Source organism: Vibrio sp. 1874 (assembly GCF_033344395.1).
GTDB lineage: Bacteria > Pseudomonadota > Gammaproteobacteria > Enterobacterales > Vibrionaceae > Vibrio > Vibrio alginolyticus.
In genome coordinates this window covers 1-24,659 of sequence record NZ_JAWPOR010000024.1, presented here as the reverse complement: position 1 = coordinate 24,659, position 24,659 = coordinate 1, and the positions used below count along the sequence as shown (strand labels likewise).

Annotated in this window: 24 protein-coding genes; 12 read left to right on the top strand and 12 right to left on the bottom strand. The window is 45.2% G+C overall.

Features of this window, described 5'->3' with window-relative positions; all coding sequences use genetic code 11:
• Nucleotides 1–54: 54 nt before the first annotated feature.
• Nucleotides 55–1,026 (bottom strand): octaprenyl diphosphate synthase, encoded by a 972-nt coding sequence (ispB, locus tag R8N46_RS22740; RefSeq protein WP_064353590.1) that lies wholly within the window; start codon nt 1,024–1,026, stop codon nt 55–57.
• A 256-nt stretch (nt 1,027–1,282) separates the two neighbouring features.
• On the opposite strand from ispB, the gene rplU reads away from it, so the two are divergent.
• The 6 genes from rplU to folA all read left to right on the top strand — a co-directional run bounded on the left by rplU (nt 1,283) and on the right by folA (nt 5,218).
• Nucleotides 1,283–1,594 carry a 50S ribosomal protein L21 gene (gene rplU, locus R8N46_RS22735; RefSeq protein WP_005383096.1) on the top strand — a complete coding sequence of 104 codons (312 nt, stop codon included), beginning with the start codon at nt 1,283–1,285 and terminating at the stop codon, nt 1,592–1,594.
• Nucleotides 1,595–1,614: 20 nt separating this feature from the next.
• Complete coding sequence (rpmA, locus tag R8N46_RS22730) at nt 1,615–1,872, top strand: 50S ribosomal protein L27 (RefSeq protein ID WP_005383095.1); 258 nt, start codon at nt 1,615–1,617, stop codon at nt 1,870–1,872.
• A gap of 212 nt (nt 1,873–2,084) precedes the next feature.
• Entirely contained in the window at nt 2,085–3,260 is a 1,176-nt protein-coding gene (gene cgtA / locus R8N46_RS22725; RefSeq protein WP_005383091.1) for an Obg family GTPase CgtA, read from the top strand.
• A 195-nt stretch (nt 3,261–3,455) separates the two neighbouring features.
• The gene (locus R8N46_RS22720) at nt 3,456–4,256 is read left to right on the top strand and encodes a threonine/serine exporter family protein (RefSeq protein ID WP_132936735.1); all 801 of its coding nucleotides are present in this window, start codon (nt 3,456–3,458) and stop codon (nt 4,254–4,256) included.
• A complete protein-coding gene (locus R8N46_RS22715; protein ID WP_005379665.1) occupies nt 4,256–4,729 on the top strand; it encodes a threonine/serine exporter family protein in 474 nt (157 codons plus the stop codon). The genes R8N46_RS22720 and R8N46_RS22715 overlap by 1 nt, the downstream gene beginning before the upstream one ends.
• A 9-nt stretch (nt 4,730–4,738) precedes the next feature.
• Entirely contained in the window at nt 4,739–5,218 is a 480-nt protein-coding gene (gene folA, locus R8N46_RS22710; RefSeq protein ID WP_005379666.1) for a type 3 dihydrofolate reductase, read from the top strand.
• A 269-nt stretch (nt 5,219–5,487) separates the two neighbouring features.
• Here the strand turns inward: folA and R8N46_RS22705 are convergent, their stop codons facing one another.
• From R8N46_RS22705 to lptD, 6 genes are all read right to left on the bottom strand, one after another.
• Nucleotides 5,488–6,294 (bottom strand): symmetrical bis(5'-nucleosyl)-tetraphosphatase, encoded by an 807-nt coding sequence (locus tag R8N46_RS22705; RefSeq protein WP_213895400.1) that lies wholly within the window; start codon nt 6,292–6,294, stop codon nt 5,488–5,490.
• A gap of 15 nt (nt 6,295–6,309) precedes the next feature.
• On the bottom strand, nt 6,310–6,690 hold the full coding sequence (apaG, locus tag R8N46_RS22700) for a Co2+/Mg2+ efflux protein ApaG (RefSeq protein ID WP_005379668.1): 381 nt from the start codon (nt 6,688–6,690) through the stop codon (nt 6,310–6,312).
• A 75-nt stretch (nt 6,691–6,765) separates the two neighbouring features.
• Nucleotides 6,766–7,575: a 16S rRNA (adenine(1518)-N(6)/adenine(1519)-N(6))-dimethyltransferase RsmA gene (gene rsmA / locus R8N46_RS22695; RefSeq protein ID WP_005379669.1), complete on the bottom strand. Its 810-nt coding sequence runs from the start codon at nt 7,573–7,575 to the stop codon at nt 6,766–6,768.
• The gene (pdxA, locus tag R8N46_RS22690; protein ID WP_213972395.1) at nt 7,572–8,570 is read right to left on the bottom strand and encodes a 4-hydroxythreonine-4-phosphate dehydrogenase PdxA; all 999 of its coding nucleotides are present in this window, start codon (nt 8,568–8,570) and stop codon (nt 7,572–7,574) included. The genes rsmA and pdxA overlap by 4 nt, the downstream gene beginning before the upstream one ends.
• Nucleotides 8,560–9,843, bottom strand: a complete 1,284-nt coding sequence (gene surA / locus R8N46_RS22685; protein ID WP_053306855.1) for a peptidylprolyl isomerase SurA — start codon at nt 9,841–9,843, stop codon at nt 8,560–8,562. Before surA ends, pdxA begins: the two co-directional genes overlap by 11 nt.
• Nucleotides 9,844–9,902: 59 nt before the next feature.
• Nucleotides 9,903–12,248: an LPS assembly protein LptD gene (gene lptD / locus R8N46_RS22680; RefSeq protein WP_213972396.1), complete on the bottom strand. Its 2,346-nt coding sequence runs from the start codon at nt 12,246–12,248 to the stop codon at nt 9,903–9,905.
• A 266-nt stretch (nt 12,249–12,514) separates the two neighbouring features.
• Here lptD and djlA point away from each other — a divergent pair, with 266 nt between their 5' ends.
• Complete coding sequence (gene djlA, locus R8N46_RS22675) at nt 12,515–13,369, top strand: co-chaperone DjlA (RefSeq protein WP_005383076.1); 855 nt, start codon at nt 12,515–12,517, stop codon at nt 13,367–13,369.
• Nucleotides 13,370–13,511: 142 nt separating this feature from the next.
• Here the strand turns inward: djlA and R8N46_RS22670 are convergent, their stop codons facing one another.
• The 5 genes from R8N46_RS22670 to leuA form a co-directional block, all read right to left on the bottom strand.
• On the bottom strand, nt 13,512–14,294 hold the full coding sequence (locus R8N46_RS22670) for a DUF547 domain-containing protein (RefSeq protein ID WP_017820269.1): 783 nt from the start codon (nt 14,292–14,294) through the stop codon (nt 13,512–13,514).
• 335 nt (nt 14,295–14,629) lie between these two features.
• Nucleotides 14,630–15,232, bottom strand: coding sequence for a 3-isopropylmalate dehydratase small subunit (gene leuD / locus R8N46_RS22665; RefSeq protein WP_005383071.1), 603 nt, complete (start codon nt 15,230–15,232; stop codon nt 14,630–14,632).
• Nucleotides 15,233–15,243: 11 nt separating this feature from the next.
• Complete coding sequence (leuC, locus tag R8N46_RS22660) at nt 15,244–16,644, bottom strand: 3-isopropylmalate dehydratase large subunit (protein ID WP_005379681.1); 1,401 nt, start codon at nt 16,642–16,644, stop codon at nt 15,244–15,246.
• A 194-nt stretch (nt 16,645–16,838) separates the two neighbouring features.
• Nucleotides 16,839–17,930 carry a 3-isopropylmalate dehydrogenase gene (leuB, locus tag R8N46_RS22655; protein WP_064353595.1) on the bottom strand — a complete coding sequence of 364 codons (1,092 nt, stop codon included), beginning with the start codon at nt 17,928–17,930 and terminating at the stop codon, nt 16,839–16,841.
• An 82-nt stretch (nt 17,931–18,012) separates the two neighbouring features.
• The gene (leuA, locus tag R8N46_RS22650; protein WP_005379685.1) at nt 18,013–19,560 is read right to left on the bottom strand and encodes a 2-isopropylmalate synthase; all 1,548 of its coding nucleotides are present in this window, start codon (nt 19,558–19,560) and stop codon (nt 18,013–18,015) included.
• A gap of 519 nt (nt 19,561–20,079) precedes the next feature.
• Between leuA and R8N46_RS22645 the strand changes: the two genes are divergently transcribed.
• From R8N46_RS22645 to R8N46_RS22625, 5 genes are all read left to right on the top strand, one after another.
• Entirely contained in the window at nt 20,080–20,877 is a 798-nt protein-coding gene (locus tag R8N46_RS22645; RefSeq protein WP_213972397.1) for an SH3 domain-containing protein, read from the top strand.
• A 152-nt stretch (nt 20,878–21,029) separates the two neighbouring features.
• Nucleotides 21,030–21,578 (top strand): phosphatase PAP2 family protein, encoded by a 549-nt coding sequence (locus R8N46_RS22640; protein ID WP_005379690.1) that lies wholly within the window; start codon nt 21,030–21,032, stop codon nt 21,576–21,578.
• 3 nt (nt 21,579–21,581) lie between these two features.
• Complete coding sequence (locus R8N46_RS22635; protein WP_005379691.1) at nt 21,582–22,628, top strand: MJ1255/VC2487 family glycosyltransferase; 1,047 nt, start codon at nt 21,582–21,584, stop codon at nt 22,626–22,628.
• 555 nt (nt 22,629–23,183) lie between these two features.
• Nucleotides 23,184–24,143 (top strand): LysR family transcriptional regulator CalR, encoded by a 960-nt coding sequence (gene calR / locus R8N46_RS22630; protein WP_005379693.1) that lies wholly within the window; start codon nt 23,184–23,186, stop codon nt 24,141–24,143.
• 292 nt (nt 24,144–24,435) lie between these two features.
• Nucleotides 24,436–24,659 (top strand): AMP-binding protein (locus tag R8N46_RS22625; RefSeq protein ID WP_318189668.1); only part of this gene is annotated, 224 nt, incomplete at its 3' end.

The window sequence follows — 24,659 nt, the reverse complement described above, 5'->3', positions numbered from 1 at the left end:
GAAGAGCGTGCTCTTCCTTTTCGCTATAAGCCTTGCGTTACGGGTAGCTATTGATTACTTCGTGCGTTGTACTGCGACATGAGCCAGAGTAACAAGCGCTTGTTTGTATTCAGACTCTGGCAACACTGATAGTTCTGCGATTGCTTTGTCTGCTTCTTCTAGAGCTTTTTGCGTTGTGTATTCCAGAGAGCCTGCTTCTTTCATGACCGCAAGAATTTCTTCTAAGCGCTCCATTCCATTCGCTTTCTCAATCGCTTCACGAATCATGATGGCGTTTTCTGGTGTGGTATTACGCATAGCATGGAGTAGAGGTAAAGTTGGCTTGCCTTCGGCCAAGTCATCACCCACATTTTTACCCATGTCTTCGCCATCAGAAGTGTAATCCATGACGTCATCAATGAGCTGAAACGCAGTGCCTAGATACTTACCGTAATTTTGCATTGCGATTTCAACATGCTCAGGAGCATCATTTAAGATTGCACCGATTTGAGTTGCGGATTCAAATAAGCGCGCAGTCTTAGAGTAGATGACTTGCATGTAGCTTTCTTCTGTCGTGTCAGGGTCGTTACAGTTCATCAACTGCTGTACTTCACCTTCGGCGATCACGTTTACGGCATTGCTCATTAGTTTAAGGATCTTCATGGATCCTAGTTCTGTCATCATCTGAAATGAGCGTGTATAGATAAAGTCCCCAACTAATACGCTAGCCGCATTGCCAAATGCTGCATTCGCAGTGGCTTTACCACGGCGCATGTCTGATTCATCTACCACGTCATCATGCAGCAAAGTCGCTGTATGGATGAACTCAATAAACGCAGCTGCCATTGTATGACCATTGCCTTGGTAACCAAGTGCACGGGCTGACAGTATCGCTAAAAGCGGTCTTAGACGTTTGCCTCCACCACTCACGATATAAAAACCGAGCTGGTTGATTAAAGAGACATCAGAATTAAGTTGGGCTTGAATTGTTTCATTCACTTTTGCCATGTCATCGGCAGTAAGCGCTTGGATAGTTTTAAAATCCATCGTATATCCGGCTGAAGTTAGACCCTGCAAGGCTTATTCGATTTATATAATTGTCGAATAATACACTAAAAAACGTTGATTAATACATTACTAAAGGGCATGATTGCCGCACTTTTCTTTGGCGATTAGCTTTTCGCCAATTTTTTCAAAATATGGCTTGTCATAGGAGCATCTATTCTGTAGAATCTGCGCCCTATTGATGATTAGTTTAGCGCACACCCTCAAGAAAGGCTGTGCGGAAAAAGCGGAGTAAAATATGTACGCTGTTTTCCAATCTGGTGGTAAACAACACCGTGTAAGCGAAGGTCAAACTCTTCGTTTAGAGAAATTAGACGTTGAAACTGGTGCAACTGTAGAATTTGATAAAGTTCTTCTTGTTGCTAACGGCGAAGACATCAAAGTTGGTGCTCCTCTTGTAGAGGGCGGCAAAATTGTTGCTGAAGTTGTACAACACGGTCGTGGCGATAAAGTTAAAATCGTTAAGTTCCGTCGTCGTAAGCACTCTCGTAAGCAACAGGGTCACCGTCAGTGGTTCACTGAAGTGAAGATCACTGGTATCAACGCTTAATCTATTAGGAGAGTTTAACAATGGCACACAAAAAAGCTGGTGGTTCTACTCGTAACGGCCGCGATTCAGAAAGCAAACGTCTAGGTGTTAAGCGTTTCGGTGGTGAATCTGTACTTGCAGGTAACATCATCGTTCGTCAACGTGGTACTAAGTTCCACGCTGGTAACAACGTAGGTATCGGTAAAGACCACACTCTATTCGCTCTTACTGAAGGTAAAGTGAAGTTCGAAGTGAAAGGTCCTAAGAACCGTAAGTTTGTAAGCATCGAAGCTGAGTAATTAGGTTTTTAACCAAATTACTTAATAGCTTTAAGCTGAATTCAAAAGCCCTGCCGAATCGGCGGGGTTTTTTATTTGTGGCAGTCGACATATCGAAGTTTCTCGCTAAGATCCTAAGCGATTTGAATCTGGGAGCTTAGATCTGTCATCTGCTAAAATTGTCGGATGACATAGTAAGATTTAATCCACGCACGAAGTAGTCGGAGTAAAAGATGAAGTTCGTAGATGAAGCGGTAGTAAAAGTTCAGGCTGGTGATGGCGGTAGTGGCGTTGTCAGTTTCTGGCGTGAAAAATTCATCACTAAAGGTGGCCCTGATGGCGGTGATGGCGGTGACGGTGGTGATGTTTATATCCAAGCCGATGAAAACCTAAATACCCTGATTGATTACCGTTTCCAGCGCTTCTACGAAGCTGAGCGTGGTGAAAACGGTCGCGGTGGTAACTGTACAGGTAAGCGTGGTAAAGACATCGTTCTTCGTGTACCTGTGGGTACGCGCGCTGTGGATATCCACACAAATGAAATCGTGGCGGAAGTTGCTGAACACGGTAAGAAAGTGATGATCGCAAAAGGCGGTTGGCACGGTCTAGGTAACACGCGTTTCAAATCTTCAGTAAACCGCGCGCCTCGTCAGAGAACATTGGGTACAAAAGGTGAAGTACGCGAAATTCGCCTTGAGCTATTGCTTCTTGCTGATGTGGGTATGCTTGGTCTACCTAATGCCGGTAAATCAACCTTTATCCGCGCAGTATCAGCAGCAAAACCGAAAGTCGCTGATTACCCATTCACGACTTTGATCCCAAGCTTGGGTGTCGTAAGTGTCGTACCAGAGAAAAGTTTTGTTGTTGCAGACATCCCTGGTTTGATCGAGGGTGCAGCAGATGGCGCTGGCCTTGGTATTCGATTCTTGAAGCACTTAGAGCGTTGTCGAGTGTTGCTGCACATGATCGATATTATGCCTATTGATCAGTCCGATCCGGTGCAAAATGCATTGACGATCATTGATGAACTAGAACAATACAGCGAGAAACTGGCAAGTAAGCCGCGCTGGTTAGTGTTCAACAAAGTTGATCTAATGCCTGAAGAAGAAGCGAATGAGAAGATCCAAGAAATCTTAGACGCACTAGGTTGGGAAGACGAGTACTTTAAGATCTCGGCGATCAATCGTAACGGTACTAAAGAGCTTTGTTACAAACTGGCTGACTTTATGGATAACCTACCTCGCGAAGAGGAAGAAGTGGCTGAAGAAGATAAAGTTAACTTCATGTGGGATGATTACCATAAAGATGCGATGGCGGGTAAAGACGTTATCACTGAAGATGACGACGACGATTGGGATGACTGGGACGATGAAGAAGATGACGGTCACGTTGTCTACGTTCGTGACTAATCAGAACGGTCAAACAATGCCTGTTTGCCTATAATTCATTAAGCCGCAATTATTTATTGCGGCTTTTTTTGTATCTAAATCATATTTAGGTGATGTGATTTACGGCACAATAACCGATACGTCGTGTTTTTTGAGGGTTAGTTTGGCCCTCGCGCGTATGAATGAGTAACACCCTAAAAGGAATTAGACTTATTTATGACTCTAGAAACCATACCGCCTAGAGAGTTGGCGGTATCTACTCAACGATCGATTTCTCGTCTTGTCGCCCAAGCCGGACAAATGCTACTTGCTCATGGTGCTGAAAGTACTCTTGTGAGCGATATTATGCGTCGTATTGGCCTTGCTTGTGGGGTGAATGAAGTTGCGGTAGCACTATCAGCTAATGCATTGGTTGTGACGACGGTAATGGATGGGCATTGCATCACCACCACCCGAAGCTGCGCTGATCGTGGCATCAATATGCGCGTTATTACGCAAATTCAACGAATCTGTATCATGATGGAACGTGGTTTGCTCGATGCAACCATGGCGCAGAAAAAGCTGAACGCTATCAGTCCAGAGCGTTATAACCGCTGGTTGGTGGTGTTTATGATTGGCTTGTCTTGTGCGGCATTCAGTCATCTAGCTGGTGGTGATTGGGGAGTCTTCATCATGACCTTTTTAGCTTCAGCTGGTGGCATGATCGTTCGCCAAGAAATTGGTCATCGTCATTTCAACCCTCTATTGAACTTTGCTGCGACCGCTTTTGTGACTACCTTAATTTCAGCACAGGCGGAAATTTACCAAGTCGGTAATCTACCTACCGTAGCAATGGCATCGTCAGTATTAATGCTTGTACCTGGTTTCCCACTCATTAACTCTGTCGCAGATATGTTGAAAGGCCACATTAATATGGGGATTGCTCGATTTGTGATGGCTAGTTTACTAACGTTGGCGACATGTTTGGGGATCGTTGCTGCGATGAGTGTAACTGGAATTTGGGGGTGGGCTATCTAATGAGTTTATTTGATTTGATGTTTGGCCTGTTGAATGACATGTTTTTTGCGGCGATTCCCGCCGTAGGATTTGCATTGGTTTTTAACGTGCCACAAAGAGCTTTAGTGTATTGCGCTGTTGGTGGTGCGATTGGTCATGGTAGCCGCTACTTGATGATGCAGTTTGGCATTCCTATTGAGTGGGCAACCTTTTTTGCCGCGACGTTAGTTGGGATGATTGGTGTGTACTGGTCTCACCGTTTTCTCGCGCATCCAAAAGTGTTTACTGTGGCTGCTTTGATCCCGATGGTGCCGGGTGTGTTTGCGTACAAAGCAATGATCGCTATGGTAGAAATCAATCATGTTGGCTACTCACCCGAGCTTGTCGCAACCTGTATGGAAAACTTTCTTAAGGCCATGTTTATTATTGCAGGTTTAGCAGTTGGTCTTGCGGTTCCGGGGCTGTTATTCTATCGCCGCAGACCAATTGTATAAGGACCTAACATGATCATTAGTATGATTGCCGCGATGGCCGACAATCGCATCATTGGCAAAGACAATCAAATGCCTTGGCATCTTCCCGCCGATTTCGCTTGGTTTAAGCGTTGTACCATGGGAAAACCGGTTGTGATGGGACGCAAAACCTATGAGTCTATTGGTCGCCCTTTACCTGGTCGCTTGAATATTGTTATTAGCCGTGATGAGACACTAAAGATCGAAGGTGTCACTACCGTAACATCGATTGAGCAGGCTCTGGAAGTCGCAGGTGATGTGGAAGAAGTGATGATCATTGGTGGTGGTGCGATTTACACCACTTGTCTGCCTATGGCCAATAAACTGTATGTAACACACATTGAAGCGGCCATTGATGGTGATACTCAGTTCCCAGATTGGGGAGACGAGTTTAAGGAAACTTACTCAGAAATGTATCAAGCCGATGAGAAGAACGCCTACAACATGCGCTTTACTGTGTTAGAAAAGTAATTCGAGATTAACACCGCGTAGTTAATACGGTAATGCCGTTCGTATAACAGCGAGCGGCCATCCCAACCTACCGTCATCCTGAAAAGCGACGAAAGAGCGAGATTCAGGAGCCTCTATACGAGTACTTTGTTGTCAAAGGTATTTCTATCTATTCGCAGCGCGAGGATATTAGATTTCTAGTCTCGTTAAGGCTCGTTGGAATGACCCTACAGGAGGTGTTAAGTGACAGGTATTCCTCCTACTATGGATTATCGACTGTTATTCAGTGTTTAACTTAACGCATCCTGAGTAAAAATTTTCTTATCTTCCCAACGGATCATGGTTAGGCTTCCGCCCCAAACACAGCCAGTATCTAGCCCGATGACTTCGCTGTTCATATAACCTTGCAGTGCAGCCCAGTGCCCAAAGAGCACCGCTTTGTTTAAGTGGATACGTTTAGGCACATCAAACCATGGAATAAGTTCGTTACCGGAAACTTGTTGCGGTGGCAATTTACAATCCATATCCAAACGACCATCAGGGAAACAAAAGCGCATCCGCGTAAAAGCATTGATAATATAACAGTATCGGTCCAAACCCTGTAGAGAGTCATCCCAGGAATCCGGTTGATTGCTGTACATGTTTTTTAATAGCCAAGGCAGCTCTTCACTTTGGATGATGCGCTCAACTTCACGGGCACACTTTCTCGCTGTTTTTAGACTCCACTGCGGTGATATGCCAGCGTGACACATCACGAACTCGTCATGCTCGGCCATTAGAGGTTGCTGAGCTAGCCATGTCAGTAGTTCCTCTTTGTCAGGGGCCGTGAAAATAGGTGCGGTTTTATCTTTGTCTTTGACCTTTTTTATCCCGTGAGCCACTGCGAGAAGGTGAAGGTCGTGATTACCAAGCACCACGATTGCGTTTGCGCCAAGTGACTTCACAAAGCGTAACGTTTCTAGTGATTTAGGCCCTCTGGCGACCAAATCACCAGCAAGCCAAAGTTGGTCTTTTTTCGCAGAGAAAGATACTTTTTCTAGTAGTCGCTGCAATTCATCAAAACAGCCTTGGATGTCACCAACAATATAGGTAGCCACTGAATCTCCAATTTACTAATTTAAAACATTTGGAACAGCCAAGCGAAATGGTTCGATTTCGGTGATGAACTCTTGCCCTTTCTCATCCAGCATTTTGTAGTGTCCTTGCATAACGCCGACAGGGGTTTCTAACGCGGTTCCGCTACTATACGTGTATTCATCATTGCTTGGAATAAAGGGCTGCTGGCCTACAACTCCGTCTCCTTCAACCGTCATTTGCTTGCCGTTCGAGTCTGTGATTAGCCAGCGGCGGCTCACTAACTGTACGGTTTGCTGGCTAAGGTTTTTGATGGTGATGATATAAGCGAAAACGTAGCGTTGTAGCTCTGGGTTGGACTGTTCTTCGATGTATTTGGTGTGAACTTGAATTTTGATGCAAGGTTGAATGACGTCCATGTGCACTCCTCAGAAACGTAATATCCCAATAATAATAAGCCAAACCTACAAGGGTTTGGCTCATTGTTTGAGTTCTTAGTGCTGCGGGTTATCCGCAAGCCAGTTCGCCATTGCGACGAATTGTTCTAGCGTCAGGTTCTCTGGACGCATGCTTGGATTAACACCTAGCTCTTCTAGTACTTCTGTGCTTAACAACGATTTGTAGCAGTTACGAACGGTTTTACGACGTTGGTTAAAGCCTTCACGACAAACGCGATCGAGCAAACGCAGATCTTTCGCCGGGCATGGCAGCTCTTCGTAAGGCACTAAACGAACAACGGCAGAATCCACTTTCGGTGGTGGAACGAATGCCGTTGGCGGTACTTCCAGTACCGGTACCACTTTACAGTAGTACTGAGCCATTACCGTTAAACGGCCGTAAGCTTTGCTGCCAGGGCCGGCGGCTAAGCGGTTTACCACTTCTTTTTGCAGCATAAAGTGCATGTCTTGAATGTCTTTATGGAACTCAAAAAGGTGGAACATCAATGGTGTAGAGATGTTGTATGGCAAGTTACCAAAAATGCGCAGTTTGTTGTTTGGCTTCACTAATTGAGTGAAGTCAAAACGCATAGCGTCACCCTCATGGATGGTCAACTTATCCGCCAGTTCAGGGTGAGTACGTAGGCGTTCCGCCAGATCGCGGTCTAATTCGATAACTGTGAACTTATCCACTTCACGACCTACCGGCTCAGTGATTGCACCAAGACCAGGACCGATTTCAACCAGGTTTTGACCTGGTTTTGGGTTAATCGCTGATACGATTCCATCAATAATGTATGGATCGTTCAGGAAGTTTTGACCAAAACGTTTACGCGCTTTGTGTCCTAAATGGACATCATTTCTCATTGTTTCTTCTCTACCAAATCTATCGCATGCGTGAGCGCTGTTCGGAAACTCCCTGTATCCGCTTGACCTGTCCCTGCCAGATCTAATGCAGTACCGTGGTCCACCGATGTTCTAATAAAAGGTAGACCAAGAGTAATGTTTACTGAACGACCAAAGCCTTTGTATTTTAATACTGGCAATACTTGATCATGGTACATGCCTAAAACAGCATCAGCATCATTTAAATATTTTTCATTGAAAATGGTATCAGCGGGCAGAGGGCCGATCAGGTTGATACCTTTTTCTTGTCGAATTTTTTCCAGTGTCGGAGTGATGGTCTCGATCTCTTCACGACCTAAGCAGCCATCTTCGCCAGCATGAGGGTTAAGCCCGCAAACGTAGATGTTTGGTTGTGCGATAGCAAACTTTTCTACAAGGTCTTTATGAAGAATATCGATGATTTTTTCTAATCGCTCTTCGGTGACAGCTTTGGACACATAAGCTAAAGGAATATGTGTTGTAACCAGCGCCACGCGTAGTCCTTCCGTTGCTAGCATCATTACGACTAGCGGCGTTTGTGACTTCTCGGCGAAAAATTCAGTATGACCACTGAATGCAACACCTGCGCGATTAATCACCCCCTTATGAACAGGGCCGGTGACAATAGCATCAAATTCATCATTCATACAGCCTAAAGCCGCTCTTTCTAGCGTTTTTAGTACATAGTGGCCATTCGCTTCATTGAGCTCGCCTAAGACCGCAGGTTCCGATATTTGGATATGGTCAACGATAAGCGTGCCCGCTTTTTGTGCTTTAGGTGCTTCTTCTGGACTATAATCAGACAGTTGGACTTCGATGCCAAGCTGCTTGGCTCGCTCCGTCAGCATATTCTTATCGGCACAGACGACAATTTGGTGCGCCCAATCTTCTTTCGATAGGGCAAGCACTAAGTCTGGGCCGATACCCGCAGGTTCCCCTGCGGTTACGACAATTCTACGAATTGTATTAGTTGTCATTGTTGTCATCCACGATTTCAACAAACGCACTTGCGCGTAGCTCTTGCATCCATGCGCCCGCTTCTTCATTAAATTTACGGTTAAATAGAATACGGTAAGCTTTGTTCTTCATCGCTGAGTCAGTGCGGTCAACTTGGCGACGATCCAACACTTCAACGATATGCCAGCCGTGAACGGTTTTGAACGGTTCGCTGATTGAGCCAACTGGCAGAGTTTCTACTTGGTGCTTAAATTCTGGCACGTAAAGATCTGGTGTTTGATAACCTAGCTCACCGTCTTGTGCTGCCGAGCCAGGATCTTGACTGTATTGTGTTGCCAATTGAGCGAACGTTGCTTCACCGGCTTTGATGCGGCGTACAAATTCATTCAGTTGCTTCTTCGCCCCTTCGTCGCTCAGAATCACGGTTGGTTTAATCAAAATATGACGCGCATTTACTTCCGTTACCGCAACCGTTTCTAGGCCTTTTACATCCTCTATTTTTAGGATGTGGAAACCAACGCCACTACGGAATGGACCAATAATGCTGCCTTTGTTTTGCATCTTGATCTGATCAGCAAAGATGGTTGGCATCTCTTCTTTACGCATCCAGCCCCAATCACCACCTTGTAAAGCTTTAGGACCTTTAGAGTAGGTGTAGGCCATCTCCGTAAAATCTGCACCTTCGTTTAGCTTTTTCGCGAGCGCTTTAGCTTCTGCTTCTACAGCAGATTTTTCTTTATCGTCAGAGAAGCGCAGTTGAATGTGTCCAATTTTGTATTGAACAGTCGCATTGGTTTCTTGTGATAGTTGCTCAGCAAGGCTATCTACCTCTGCTGGAAGGATATTAATACGGCGACGAACCAGTGCATTGCGGGCTTCTGATGCGGCGATTTCCTTACGAATTTGTTCGCGGAATTCTGGGTAACTTAAACCTTCACTTTCTACAGAAGCGGCGAGTTGTTCTACTGTTTGCTCATTATTACGTGCGATCTCTGCAATCGCTTGGTTTAAACGGTTGTCGTCAATACGCACACCAATACGGTCTGCTTCTTGGCCTTGCAACGTATCAATGATAAGTTTTTCAACGACTTGTTCTTTTAACACGCTGGTAGAAGGTAAGCTCTTTCCACTTTGACGTGCGTTGGCTTGCAGCGTTTTCATCGCTGTTTCGATGTCGCTTTGTAGAACTACACCGTCATTCACGATGACCGCAACCTTATCGATCTCTACTGGTGCTGCAACCGCTCCGCAAGAGAGTAGGGTCGTGAATAAGATTGATTTCCAAATTTTCATTTAAAATTCCGTCAGTATTTTTGAATAGGCGTCTTATTCATTTAAGACGCCTATTTCGATTAATTGTTCAGATAGAATGGGCGGCCGTACTTAATTGCGTTGTCAGAACCATCCAGTTCTTTGACAGCAGTGTCTTCACGCTGGTTGGTCGCAAAGCCTTGAATACCGAAGTTAACGCTGAAGTTATTTTCGTATTCAGGTGATGCCCCATTGCTGCCGATAGCTTGGTCTTCCCAACCAAGCAATTGGTTTGAGTAAGTGACGCCAATGTACCAACAGTCAGATTGGTAACGCAGGCTCGCTAACCATTCTAGGTCCGCATTTTCATTGAGGTCGTAGTAGTATTGACCACTCGCAGACCAGTTCGGGTTGAACTCGTAGGCCGCTACAATACCTGCTTGAGAAATACCTTTACGAGTAATTGTGTCTAGGTTTTCGAGAATGATCGTATCTTCGATGTATTCACGCGTAACGTAGCGATAGTTACCCTGAATAAAGCCGCCGTTGAATTGGTATTCCAAGGTACTGTTTGCCAACTGCATGGAGCTCAAATCAATATCGTATTGAATTCCACCGTGATAGAACAAGTAATCGTTGTAGTTGAAATCGGCTTCAATCGCCCATGATGAGTAATTGGTGGTCTCATCCGGAAGATTTGGGCTGTTGCTCAGTTTGGTCTTTTTATCGAAGTAGTAAATCTGACCAAATGAAACGTTAAGACGCTCTTTATAGTCATCATCAAAGAAGCGAGTACTCGCACCGTAGCTTAACTGGTTCGCCGAGGCGATTTTATCAATGCCACTGTACTTACGACTGCGGAATAGCCCGTAGTAGTCGGTTTGTAGCAAGGTGGTATCGTAGTTGTAGATGTTGGTTTGATCTTCTTCAGGTACGTACAAGTACTGCAGCTGAGGCTCCAGTGTTTGGGTGTAGCCCTTGATCCAGCTTGTATCTCGTTCTAAGTAAAGTTGCGCATGCGTACGGAACTCAGGAATAACACGAGAAACTTCATCATCCAACTGGTTTTGCAAGTTTACATCTGTCAAACCCGTTAAGTCTTGAGAGTAATACGTAGAGAGCACGCGCGCTTCTGTTGTCCACGTTGCCCATGAGTTTGAGAGCGGTAATGTAAGCCCTGGTTCAATGTGAACACGGGTCGCATTTGGTCGCGCAGCATCGCTCGTATCGAAGCGGCTGACTTGGCTCTTCACGTCAAAGTTAAGGTAATCTCCCCACAACGGCGTGTAGTAGTTCAAGTCTAACTGAGGAAGCAGGCGATAAGGGCGGTTCTCTTCTTTCAATAAGATTTGGAAGTCACGAACGGTTAACGAGGCATCCCAGAAGTCAGAACGATATTGTACTTGTCCTTCTTGAACCAGTTGACCATCTTCACGGTTACCAATGTTGGAGTCGAGATCGAGGAAGTAATCAATATCACTCACTTTTGAGTAATCGACTTTGACTATCCACTGTTTATTGATGATACCGTCGTGTTTAACTTGGTAGCCCCAACGAGACTCGTCCTGATATTTGCGATCACTATTGAGGTATTCGCCTTTGATTTCCCCATTTCCCCAACCATCTGTTAGGTAGCGGAAATCAGTATCGAGTTTTGTACCACGTTGCTGCATATAGAGCGTGGTGAGTGTCATGTCATATTGAGGCGCGATGTTCCAATAGAATGGCACCTCGACTTCCATACCATCACTAGAACCATACGATAAAGAAGGGAAGAGGAAACCCGTTTTACGCGTATCTCCAATTGGCATGGTTAGATACGGCACATAGAAAACAGGCACATCTAACACTTCAAATCGAGGGTGGTGCAGCGTCGCTGTCTCTTCATCTTGGTCAACATCGATGCCTGACGCAACCAATCGCCATGAATTATCGCCTTGAGGGCACGATGTGATAGAGCCGTCTTCGAGTTCATAAACCGACTGACCTGTGCGAGCGATATAGGCTGCAGTGCCTCGGCCTTGTTGGCAAAGGAACTGATAATCGGTGTTCTCAAGCGAAAACGTATCTTGATTAATGTCGTTAGTAACACGATCAGATCGAGCTTTGACTTGGCCGTCATTGAAAGTCACGTTGCCTTCGGCAACCACGACGTTGTCTTGTTGGTGCAGCGTTACGCTATCTGCGGTAATTTTCTTCTGGCCTTGGGTGACTTGTACATTACCTGAGTACTGAGCTTTGTCACCATTGATGGCTTGCAGGGTGTCAGCTTCTACCACTACTGGGGTATTAAGAGCGTCCTCCTCGCCACTTGTATCGACCAAACATTGATCTGTGGCGGGCATTTCCTGCACACTATCATGGATATTCGCTTCAGCTTGAGTGGTGGGTACAAACAAGGCGGTGCTGATAGAGGCCGCTAAAAATGTGCGGGAGAAATGTTGCATTGAATTGAACTTTCCTGTGTCACTACTACTCGATGGCTATAGGGCTTGTTGTACCCTAGCGTAATAGCCAAATGAATCAACTATAGTCGCATTTATCCCAGCGTATTGATTCACTGTGGCATAATGACGACAAAATAGCTGCAAAGATAAGCAGGCGAAATGGCCTAGCCGAAATAAAACTAATTCCATTATCATAAAGGAAATCGTTGCATCCGGCACTATAAGACCGCCGTCGTCGATAAAAATTCATTGATAGAGAACACATAATGCATATTTTTGGCAAAATTCTGGGTGCCTTTTTTGGCTTGTTACTTGGCGGGCCGCTAGGTTTACTCTTTGGCTTATTTATTGGCCATCAATTCGATAAAGCACGTCGCTTGAGTCAAGCCGGGTTCTCTACTGGCGGCTTTGGAAAAGGGCCAAGTCAAGCTCAGCGCCAAGAAGAGTTTTTTAAAGCGGCGTTTGCGGTAATGGGACATGTGGCAAAAGCGAAAGGCCAAGTCACCAAAGAGGAAATCCAACTGGCTTCAGCCATGATGGACCGCATGAATTTGCATGGCGAACAGCGTCGCGCAGCGCAAGACGCGTTTCGTGAAGGTAAAGACAGCGACTTTCCGTTAGAAGATGTTCTTGTTCGTGTGAAAATTTCGACAGCTGGTCGCTTTGACTTGTTGCAATTTTTCTTAGAGCTGCAAATCTCGGCGGCCTTTGCAGATGGCTCGATCCACCCGAGTGAACGAAATGTACTACACAAGATTGCACGTGGTTTGGGTTTCTCTTCTGAGCAATTAGAGCGTCGTTTGCAAATGCAAGAAGCCGCATTTCGTTTCCAAAGCCAGGGCGGTTTTCATGGTCAGCATCAAGGCCAATCTTCAGGTGGTAGCTGGCAACAAGCTTCACAAGCGGATCAGTTGGCCGACGCGTACAAAATTCTGGATGTGTCTTCAGATGCAGACAGTAAAACCGTTAAGCGTGCTTATCGTAAACTGATGAACGAGCATCACCCGGACAAATTGATGGCTAAAGGTTTACCACCAGAGATGATGAACGTCGCGAAAGAGAAATCTCAAGAGATTCAAAACGCTTACGATCTTATTAAGAAGGTTAAAGGCTTTAAGTAGTCGGACGTTTTCTATCAAACATTTGGATGTAAAAAAGGGCACTCAGTGCCCTTTTTTTTCATGTCTTAGTCTTTGAGTTGCCGGTGTCTTTAGCTTTTGGCCTATTATGTCCCTAATGCTAATTGACCTCACATCCCCCAGTTTAGTTGGCTTGATTCAAGTCCCAATCGTATTCGTATTTCACTTTGCCAGAGAAGTTTTTGTATTGCGGTGCGTACTTTGCGATGTGTTTGAAGATTTGTTTTTCTCCACCAAAGTCCGTTGCAAACCAATCATAAATAGAAGACAGCTGTGCCGTGTTACCTTGGATAGATACGCCTTTGCTGCTGTTGATAAATGTTTTGGCGGCACTATCCAGTAGAGCTTGCGTGTTGCCAGCAGTGAATGCTTGAGATTGCAGATTAGGGCATCCTAGGCTGGCACAGTTAACCGCGTAATGCGTTCTTGGGTCATTCCAAATTGGACGCAAAATTCGATGTTCAATATCGTTTAAAGTTAGATCCTTCCCATTGACCACGACCACATCGTCTCCCCAAGGACCAAAGCTAAATAAACCACCTAGCTTGGTGATTGATTCGACTGGATAGTTATCCAAAATAAGATCTACCGTGATGGCGTTGTAAAGGTTTACCCAATAGGCATATTGCTCTGCTTGGTTGTATTGTAGAGGGTCTAGTTTTGCCAAACGCTGGATGTATTGTTTCAGCTTAGTTTTATCGACAGAGGAGACTTGGCTATAACGAAACAAGGTATTCTCGCCTTGTTCAACTAAATAAGTATCGAGCAGTTGTTGCCATTCTTGATGAGAAATTTGGGTTTGGTTGGCTTGATTCGATTGTTTCCAATATGGCCATAAGTCGGATTTAGGCGCGGACAATGTCGAGAAAGAAACCAGAGCACACAACAGCAATAACAGACGCTTCATAGAGATACCTTTGAATGAGATATTGTTGATAGTGTAGACCAGTTTAGTGCTTGTTTTCTTTCAGTAATCAGTGGCCTTTATTCGCTGTCATTCCGAGGAGCATAAGCGATATCAGGAATCTAATATCCACAAACTCTTGAGTAAAGACAGTATGAATCTGTACAGTGCGCTCTGGTAGTCGATCCTGAATCACGCTCCTTCGTCGCTGTTCAGGATGACGAATTTCAACAGAGGCGTTCGGCATTCCGTAAGCAAAGCGATATGAGATCAGTCACCCAAAACAAATCAAGGGCCGACAATTGCCAGCCCTTGATTTGTGTATTTACTAACGCGTCTTAACGCAAGAAGCTTGGAATATTCGCTTCGTACTCAGCAATCTTATCTTCGTGTTGAAGGGTTAGGCCAATGTTGTCCAAACCGTTTAGCAAGCAATGACGACGGAACGAATCGATTTCAAAACCATATTCTTTGCCGTTGGCACGAACGACATTCGCTTCTAGGTCGACCTCGACTTCTGCACCTTCATTTGCCTCAACAAACTGGAAGATTTCATCCACTTCTTGTTCAGTCAAACGAACTGGCACCATTTGGTTGTTGATCGAGTTGCCGTAAAAAATATCGGCAAAGCTTGGTGCGATCATCGCTTTGATGCCGTAATCCGCTAGTGCCCACGGTGCGTGCTCACGAGATGAGCCACAGCCGAAGTTTTCACGAGCCAGCAAGATAGACGCGCCTTGGTAGCGAGGTGCGTTCATCACGAACTCTGGATTTGGCTGTTCGCCAGCATCGTCTAGGAAGCGCCAGTCATGGAATAGGTGCTTACCAAACCCTAGGCGGGAGACCTTTTGTAGGAACTGCTTTGGAATGATGGCATCAGTATCAACGTTCGCTGCATCTAGAGGAACAACTAAGCCTGTGTGTTGTTTAAAGCCTGACATTGGTTTGCTCCTTAGTCTAGTTCACGAATATCTACAAAGTGACCAGCAATTGCTGCTGCCGCTGCCATCGCAGGGCTCACTAGGTGGGTACGGCCATCACGACCTTGGCGGCCTTCAAAGTTACGGTTTGAAGTAGACGCACAACGTTCATGTGGGCCCAAACGGTCATTGTTCATTGCTAGACACATCGAGCAACCTGGTAGGCGCCACTCAAAGCCCGCTTCTTTAAAGATAACGTCCAAGCCTTCCGCTTCTGCTTGCGCTTTTACTTGCTCAGAGCCAGGAACGATCAGCGCTTGAACGTGAGGCGCGACTTTGCGACCTTTCGCTACTTCAGCGGCTGCGCGCATGTCTTCGATACGTGAGTTAGTACAAGAACCAACGAAGACTTTATCGACGTTGTAATCAGACAATGACTTGCCTGCCTCTAGGCCCATGTAAGCCAATGCTTTTTCTGCCGATGCCTTTTCTACTGGGTCGGCAAAGCTTTCTGGTGCTGGGATAGGTTGATCTACCGCGATCACTTGGCCTGGGTTAGTACCCCAAGTGACTTGTGGTTTAATGTCTGCTGCGTTTAGCGTCACGACTGCATCAAACTGAGCATCATCGTCCGTTTTTAATGTCTTCCAGTATTCTACTGCTGCATCAAAGTCGGCACCTTGAGGTGAGAATTTACGGCCTTTGATGTATTCGAACGTGGTTTCATCTGGCGCAATCAAACCGGCTTTCGCACCTAGCTCTATCGCCATGTTACATACGGTCATGCGGCCTTCCATTGAAAGGTCAGTGATCGCTTCACCACAGAATTCAACCACGTAGCCTGTACCGCCAGCTGCTGTAGTTTCACCGATGATTGCTAGCACGATATCTTTCGCCGTGATACCCGGAGCCACTTTGCCTTTTACTTCGATCTTCATCGTTTTGGCGCGCGCTTGTTTTAGCGTTTGAGTTGCTAATACGTGCTCAACTTCTGATGTACCAATACCAAAAGCGAGAGAGCCGAATGCACCGTGTGTAGCCGTGTGCGAGTCACCACAAACAATGGTCATGCCCGGTAGGGTAATACCAAGCTCTGGGCCCATAACATGCACAATACCTTGGTATTTATGGTTGATGTCGTAAAGCGTAACGCCAAACTCTTCACAGTTTTTCGATAGCGTTTCCATCTGGATACGAGCCATCTCACCCGATGCGTTGATGTCTTTGGTGGTTGTCGAAACGTTGTGGTCCATGGTGGCAAAAGTTTTGCTGACCTGACGCACTTTACGACCTTTTTCACGCAAGCCGTCAAATGCTTGCGGAGACGTCACTTCGTGTACCAAGTGACGGTCGATGTACAAGATTGGGTTTTCCCCTTCTGCTGCGACGGCAACGTGTGCGTCGTAGACTTTTTCGTATAATGTTTTGCCCATTGTTTGCTTCCTTTCCTCATCGCCGTTGCCGCAATAACTGCGTTAGCGACACCCGTTTATCCAGTTATTTAGCTTATTTAGCGAACTAAACGCCTTAATATAAATGGGCTTGCTGCCTTGCTATTGCACCAATGACTTAGAGGAAAGCCATTGGTTGACCGAGGATTTAGTATTTATTATGAATCTGTTTTGTATTAAGAGTTTAAGACGTACTCAGCGATCTTATCGCCCATCTCAGACGTCGAAAGTGCTGGGTTGTCACCAGCAAGGTCACCCGTTAGTTCCCCCGCTGATAGCGCTTTTGATACTGCTGCTTCAATGTCTTGTGCCGCCGTTTCCTCACCTAGGCTATAACGTAGCATCAGTGCCGCAGACAGGATTTGTGCCACAGGGTTAGCGATGTTCTTACCTGCGATATCTGGTGCACTGCCACCTGCTGGCTCGTACAGACCGAATTTGCTTTCGTTTAGACTTGCTGATGGCAACATACCCATAGAGCCTGTGATCATCGCACATTCATCAGAAATGATGTCGCCGAAGATGTTTGAACATAGCATTACGTCGAACTGAGCAGGGTCTTTGATAAGCTGCATAGTCGCGTTATCAATGTACATGTGTGACAACTCGACATCTGGGTAGTCTTTTGCGATTTCTTCGACTACTTCACGCCATAAGATAGAGCTTTGTAGAACGTTCGCTTTGTCGATAGAGCACACTTTCTTGCGACGTAGACGAGCAGACTCAAAAGCGATTTTTGCAATACGTTCGATCTCAAAGCGGTGGTACACCTCAGTATCAAATGCTTTTTCTGTTGCGCCTTCACCTTCACGACCTTTCGGTTGGCCGAAGTAGATACCACCCGTCAGTTCACGGACTACCACGATGTCAAAGCCGCGACCCGAGATGTCTGCACGTAGCGGTGAGAAAGCTTCAAGACCTGAGTGAATTTGCGCTGGACGTAAGTTACAGAACAGTTGGAAGTGTTTACGTAGCGGCAGTAGGGCACCGCGTTCAGGTTGGTCGTTTGGTGGTAAGTGCTCCCACTTAGGGCCGCCAACCGAGCCGAATAGGACTGCATCAGACTCTTCACATGCTTTTATTGTGCTCTCTGGAAGTGGGCAACCGTGATTGTCGATCGCGATACCACCGACATCATGCTCGTCACGCTCAAACGCAATACCATGTTTCTTTTCGATTGCATCCAATACTTTATGTGCCTGCGCCATTACTTCCGGGCCAATGCCGTCACCGGGTAGGACGGCAATTTTGTACGATTTGTCTGTCATGTTAATCCTTTAAGTTTTCTAATTTTGAGCTTAATTATTTCAACGAGCGTGTTCTTTCCTGAGCCGTGTAGCCCGGTTGTTATTACACAGTCGCAATCTTTTTCTGCTTCATTTCTTCGATTTTATCTGCACGATGAATGCTGTTAATAACGTGCAATAATGCTTGGCCGGAAGCCTCAACGATGTCGGTGGAAACACCCGTACCGTGGTATTTGCGACCTTTGTAGTTGGCAATGATGTCTGCTTGACCCAAACCATCTTCACCTTCACCTTTCGCGGTTAGGTCGAATTTATCCAGAACGATGTCGTAGCCTGTCACGCGGTAGATACATTGGTATAGCGCATCAACTGGGCCATTACCGACCGCTGCTTCACACATTTCTTCATCACCGCATTGCATTTTGATGCTGGTGGTAGCCATTACGCTGCCAGACTGCACGCTTAGGTAGCTCAATTTGTAGAAGTCATCTTCTTCACGCAAGTTCGAGAAGTGCATTAGGGCTTCTAGGTCGTAATCGAACACTTGGCCTTTGCGATCAGCAAGTTTCAAGAAATCCGCATACAGCGCGTCTAGGTTGTACTCGTCTTCGTTGTAACCCATGGTATCCATATGGCTCTTCACGGCAGCGCGACCGCTGCGGCTGGTTAGGTTCAGAGCTTGGTTTTTTAGGCCAATAGACTCAGGGGTCATGATTTCGTAGGTATTCTTATTCTTCAACATGCCATCTTGGTGGATGCCTGAAGAGTGGCTAAACGCATTTGCACCCACAATTGCTTTGTTGCTTTGAATAGGCATATTGCATAGCTGGCTAACCAACTTACTGGTGCGGTGAATTTCATCATGCTTAATGCCAGTGTGAACGCCCAAAAACTCTTGACGAGTCTTGATGATCATTGCGATCTCTTCAAGTGAACAGTTACCCGCTCGCTCTCCAATGCCATTGATCGTGCCTTCTATCTGACGTGCGCCAGCTTGAACGGCGGCAATAGAGTTGGCAACTGACATCCCCAAATCGTCGTGACAGTGAACGGAGATGATCGCTTTATCAATGTTCGGAACGCGGTTAAATAGAGTTTCAATAATCCCACCAAACTCACTTGGTACGGTGTAGCCAACGGTATCTGGAATGTTGATTGTACTCGCACCTGCATTGATGGCGGCTTCTACCATGCGACATAGGTTGTCGATTGGAGTACGACCAGCATCTTCACAAGAAAACTCGACATCATCAGTGTAGTTACGTGCATGTTTAACGGCGTTGACTGCCATTTCTAGTACATCGTCGTAGCTGCGGCGTAGTTTGTCTTCTACGTGAATGGTGGAAGTGGCTAAAAACGTGTGGATACGGAATTGGTCGGCCACTTTTAAGGCTTCAGCGGCAGCATCAATGTCTTTCGCAACGGCACGCGAAAGGGCACAAACTCGACTGTTTTTTATGTTTTTTGCGATGGTTTGTACAGACTCGAAATCACCTGGTGAAGAGATTGGGAAGCCAGCTTCGATAACATCAACGCCGAGTCTTTCCAGCGCATAGGCAATCTGCAGTTTTTCTTTAACCGTCAAGCTTGCTGACAACGCTTGCTCGCCATCACGCAATGTGGTGTCGAATATAATGACCTGATCGTTCATGTTTGCTTCCTTCCTGATTTCTGCACTTTCGCGCAAGTGAATCGTTTACTTCCAGTATTTAGATATAAAAAAAACCGCATTCTCATGCGGGTTCTTAGAAATTGGTGTGGTTATTTTTCTTCCACAGCCTACCCGCGCGAACTGGTCACGATCAGGAGGAGGCTAAGCAGGATAGAAAAATGAGCTGACATAGTTGTTAAGCTTTCCACATAATTAAGTTAACAAATTAGTACCGCACTCCATGAAGCGCGTCAACCCTAAAGTCGATTTTTTATTCATATCGGATGAGTCTTTTCGTTTGCTTGAGAAAAATGATGCACTAAGTGAAACGGCATGATGCGATAGAAACGTGCTAGAAGAAGTAAGTTCTCATCAAGTTTGCGACGTTTCATTACCAAAACAAGCATCGGGATTGCGACTTGTCACACAAAGGTCCGAATTGTTTGGCAAAAGTTTTGAATGACCATTTATAGTAGTGCAGTTGCACTAGGTAAAAGAAATATAAGGGTTAGGGAAAGAATGAGGTTAACAAAACAATTTGGACGTTCAGCCATAGTATTTACTCTGGTCAGCTTGTCGGGTTGTCAGCTGTTTCAATCGCAGACCTATGTGGAAGTGGCTTCCCCCGTTGTTATGAATAATCACTCACAGAGCGTCATGGTCATCAATGATCAAATGGATCGATTTTTGAGTAATGAAGGACGCGAATCGTTCTTGAATCAGATGCTTGTTGCCCTTGAGTCTGACAGCCGAAATAAGTTTAAAGGTAAAGATCCGGAAACGTATTCTTGGTGGAAGATCCGTGTCCAGCCTAGTGAGAAACAGCAAGCGGAAGTTTTCCGACCAACCACTGAAGGTGTCGATACCTCAAACCCAGTAGAGTTTATGGATGTCTCTTACCGCTCTAAGACCACATTAAACCTACGCTCCAAACCGAGTCTTGAAGGGGCAAAGCTTGGCGTATTATCGAAAGGGGAAGTCTTTAATGTGCTAGCAAAAGTGGTTGATCAACCTTGGTTTCTCGTTGAACAGAAAGGAGTGATAAAAGGTTATGTCCATAAGGATTATGCGCGCAGCAATGTGATAAATCGTGACATTTTATCTACTCAGCCTAACCCTCTACTAGAGCCTAACTCGAGTAAAACGGAGCAAACGAGTATAGAGCATGAACTGTCGGGAAACTATACTTGCCGCTCACTGAGCTATGAGCTTACAAAAGATGGCGACATGACGACGGGCTCTTTGCGCGCCTGCCGCAAGAAGAGAAAAGTCTGGTATATAGACACCCCTCAACCGCAACCATCAAACCCTTCTTAATGTTCTATTTTTATGGTTATGCCCAATAGATAAATCGTTGGGCACACCTTAATTTGGCCTTTGTCATTAATTGTCCAAACTCCCGTCATGCTGTTGTCACCTAAACCTCCTACTTTTCACACAAAGGCGTTGTCAAAGTAAGGAAAGGTCACATGCGAACCATAGAGACAATTACACAGCCAATTGCAACCATTGCTAAGTTTGATTTAGCGCTCTCTAGTGTTTGTCTTAAGCACCGTTTTAATCAACAAGTCGCCAATATCAGTAAAGGAGTTTCCCACAGTGGTGACGGGCATCTTTACTTGGTGTTGGGGTTATTAGCTTGGTATTTAGATAAGGAGCAAGGAGTCTGGTTTTTACTGGCGGGTTTACTTGCTTTTGCTATCGAGCTACCAATTTATTGGACGCTGAAAAATAGTTTTAAGCGTCGTCGCCCTGAAGAGCTTAGTGCACTCCTTCCTGCTTTTATTACCCCCTCTGATCGCTACAGTCTTCCTTCAGGACACACTGCCGCTGCGTTTGTCATGGCGACGCTGATTGACCATTTCTATCCGAGCCTAGGCGTTGCTGCATTCTTTTGGGCAAGTTTAATCGGAACCGCGCGAATCTTATTGGGTGTGCACTTTTTTACCGATGTCATCATTGGTGCACTGCTTGGCAGTCTTTGTGGTGGATTAGCGATTGCGATGTTAGGAGGCTAATTGATGAAAATCTTGTACGGTGTTCAAGGGACAGGAAACGGACATATTGCACGCGCAAGGGCGATGAGTCATGCGTTTAAAGAGCACGATGTTGAGGTCGACTTTTTGTTTTCTGGGCGAGCGCCGGAAAAATACTTTTCAATGGAAGCATTTGGCGATTACCAGACTCGCCGAGGCTTCACCTTTATTACCGAAAAAGGCTCTGTAAACTACGCGAAAACAGCATTGAATAACAATTTGGTGCAGTTTTTCAAAGAAGTTAAGCAACTCGATCTGTCGTCCTACGATCTTATCATTAATGATTTCGAACCTGTGACTGCGTGGGCAGCGAGACAACAAAATAAGCCTTCTATTGGTATCAGCCACCAAAATGCTTTCCGTTATCCGGTGCCACTAAAGGGAGCAAGTTGGTTAGATAAATCCGTCATTGAATACTTTGCGCCTTCTCAACATCACCTTGGTTTGCATTGGCATCATTTTGATCAACCTTTGTTACCACCGATAGTGCATACCGTCGATAGCCAAGCAGAAAACGACGACTTCGTGTTGGTGTATTTACCGTTCGAATCGATTGAAGATATCTCAGACTTATTGTTCCACTTTAATCAACAAGCGTTTATCTGTTATCACCCGGATGTGATCGAATGTGAGCAGGTAGAAAACATAGAACTGCGCCCTTTATGCCACAGCAACTTCCAGCATCATTTGCATCGCTGTAGTGGTGTCATTGCTAATGGTGGGTTTGAGCTTCCTTCAGAAGCCTTGTCTTTGGGGAAAAAATTGTTACTAAAGCCACTCGCGGGTCAATTCGAGCAGCAGAGCAATGTTGCGACCTTAGAAGATTTAGGGCTTGCGATGTCGATGGAGAGCTTAGACATTTCCGCAGTACGCCAGTGGCTAAAGGAGCAACAAGCCGAAAGTGTGAAATACCCAGATGTTGCTCAGGCTATTGTTCATTGGGTATTGCAAGGTGCATGGGATTCAAAAGCAGAGTTATCCAGACAGCTGTGGGAGCAGGTTGATTTTCCAAGTTACGTGTCGAACATTTAAGTACGTTGTTCTAAGTACATTGTTCCTTCCATTTTTGACACGATTTTGTTGCAGCCTTTCTGTTTAGAAGGCTGCATTTTTATTCTTCCTCTCTCATTTCTATTCAGTGTGTATTTGCTGATAATTTGACTGATAAGTGCAAAATTCAATCAGAGATATAGCTGTCATCTGTTGTTCTTATTCCAACTAATAACTGAGCTAAATGCATGCTTGTGTTGACCGCCTGTCCTATCAATTTGCTAAATACGTCCTCAAAGAATGCATTTTTACGTGTTTTATAGTTTTTTATGTTTTTATCAAGTCTTTGTTATTTAATAAATAAATACCTAATTGGCTAAAATTTACTGATTAAATATCAATCTAGTTGCGAAACCGCAATCGATTAGTTGATAGTACAGTTCGAGCCGGAAGTATCCGGACGATAAATATAATAAAAAGTTAGGTTATCTATTCGTAAAATGATTCGAATCCAGCCGCCGTCTTTTGTGCGAGATGGGATTCTATTCGTTATGAATTTAATGAACAAAGTTGACGATTACAAAAGAGGCGCACTCAATGTTAGAGAAGAAAGACGCGATGAGCGCAATTGCTAGCTACCGTATGGAAAGCACTTTGCGTGGTGTAGATTTAAACCTACTGACTGTATTTGATGCTGTAATGCAAGAGCAAAATATTACTCGTGCAGCACATAACCTAGGCATGTCTCAACCGGCGGTAAGTAACGCCGTGGCACGCTTAAAAGTGATGTTTAACGACGAGCTATTCATGCGCCAAGGCCGTGGTATTCAGCCTACGCAACGAGCACGTCAACTGTTTGGTCCTATTCGCCAAGCACTGCAGCTGATTCGCAATGAACTTCCTAGCTCCGTATTCCAGCCAGAATCTTCGACTCGCTTATTCAAGCTTGCGATTTGCAGCCCTTGTGACATGCGTTTTGCTCCGAAGATCATGGCAAAAGTGAATCAACAAGCACCAAACGTTCAGCTTCACCTAGATGCAGAATTTGACCGTTTGTTGTCTGAGCGTATGCGCTACCAAGAAATTGATTTCGTGATCGACTACGCTCGTTTTGATGAGCAAGGTTTCTCAAGTACTGAAATCTTCAAAGATGAATTAGTGGTTATCGCATCAAAAACACACCCACGCATTCAAGGTGGTGTGACGGCTGAGCAACTGCTTAACGAAAAGCATGCGAAGTTATCGAAAGTGCATGGCCAACGTAGTTTCTCAGAGCAAGCGTACCGTGAACTGGATTGCCAAGCGGCGTATGAAGGTTCTAGTTTAAGCAACCTACTATACGTGGTGGGTCAATCTGAGCTTGTGACTATTGCACCACGTTGGATGGCGGAAAATGCGGTAAACAGCGATCAACTGCAAATTCTTGATTTCCCATTTGCGAACAAAGAAATCAGCGGATTCTTAAGCTGGCATGAATCAAGTGAAAAAGATAAAGGCCACATTTGGCTACGCGATCAACTGATGATCACTTGTGGTGAAGTCGTTGCCGCAAAATAAGATGACGTTTGGTCTTCTCGATTAGACCATATTGGTAATCATCAATTTTTACAATTCATTGGTCCCCGAGCGATTTTTGTCTCTCGGGGCTTTTTTTTTCGTAATAAACAATCTAAACAGTAAGTTAAATAGAGTAATCATTCAGCAATTTGAGGTACGTTCGCGACGTATAAGTGATAGTTGTCTCTTATTAGTGATAAGTTTGATACTGGTCAGTTGCGTTTTAGCAAGCCGTGAGTACACTTGTTCGCTCAATTAGCTTACGCCTGTAAGCCAAAAGGTAAGTAAAAGAATGGCCAAGTTAGATTTTCATATCGTTAAACGTATTCGTGAACAAATTGCGAACGGTGGTACACGCGTTGCACTCAAGCATAAAGTGGGTGAGGAGTGGCAAGGTATTACGTGGACGCAATTTGGTCAGCAAGTTGATGCTTTATCACTTGCACTTTTGGCTCAGGGATTAGGAGTCCAAGATAAGATCGGCATTTTCTCGAACAACATGCCGCAATGGACGAT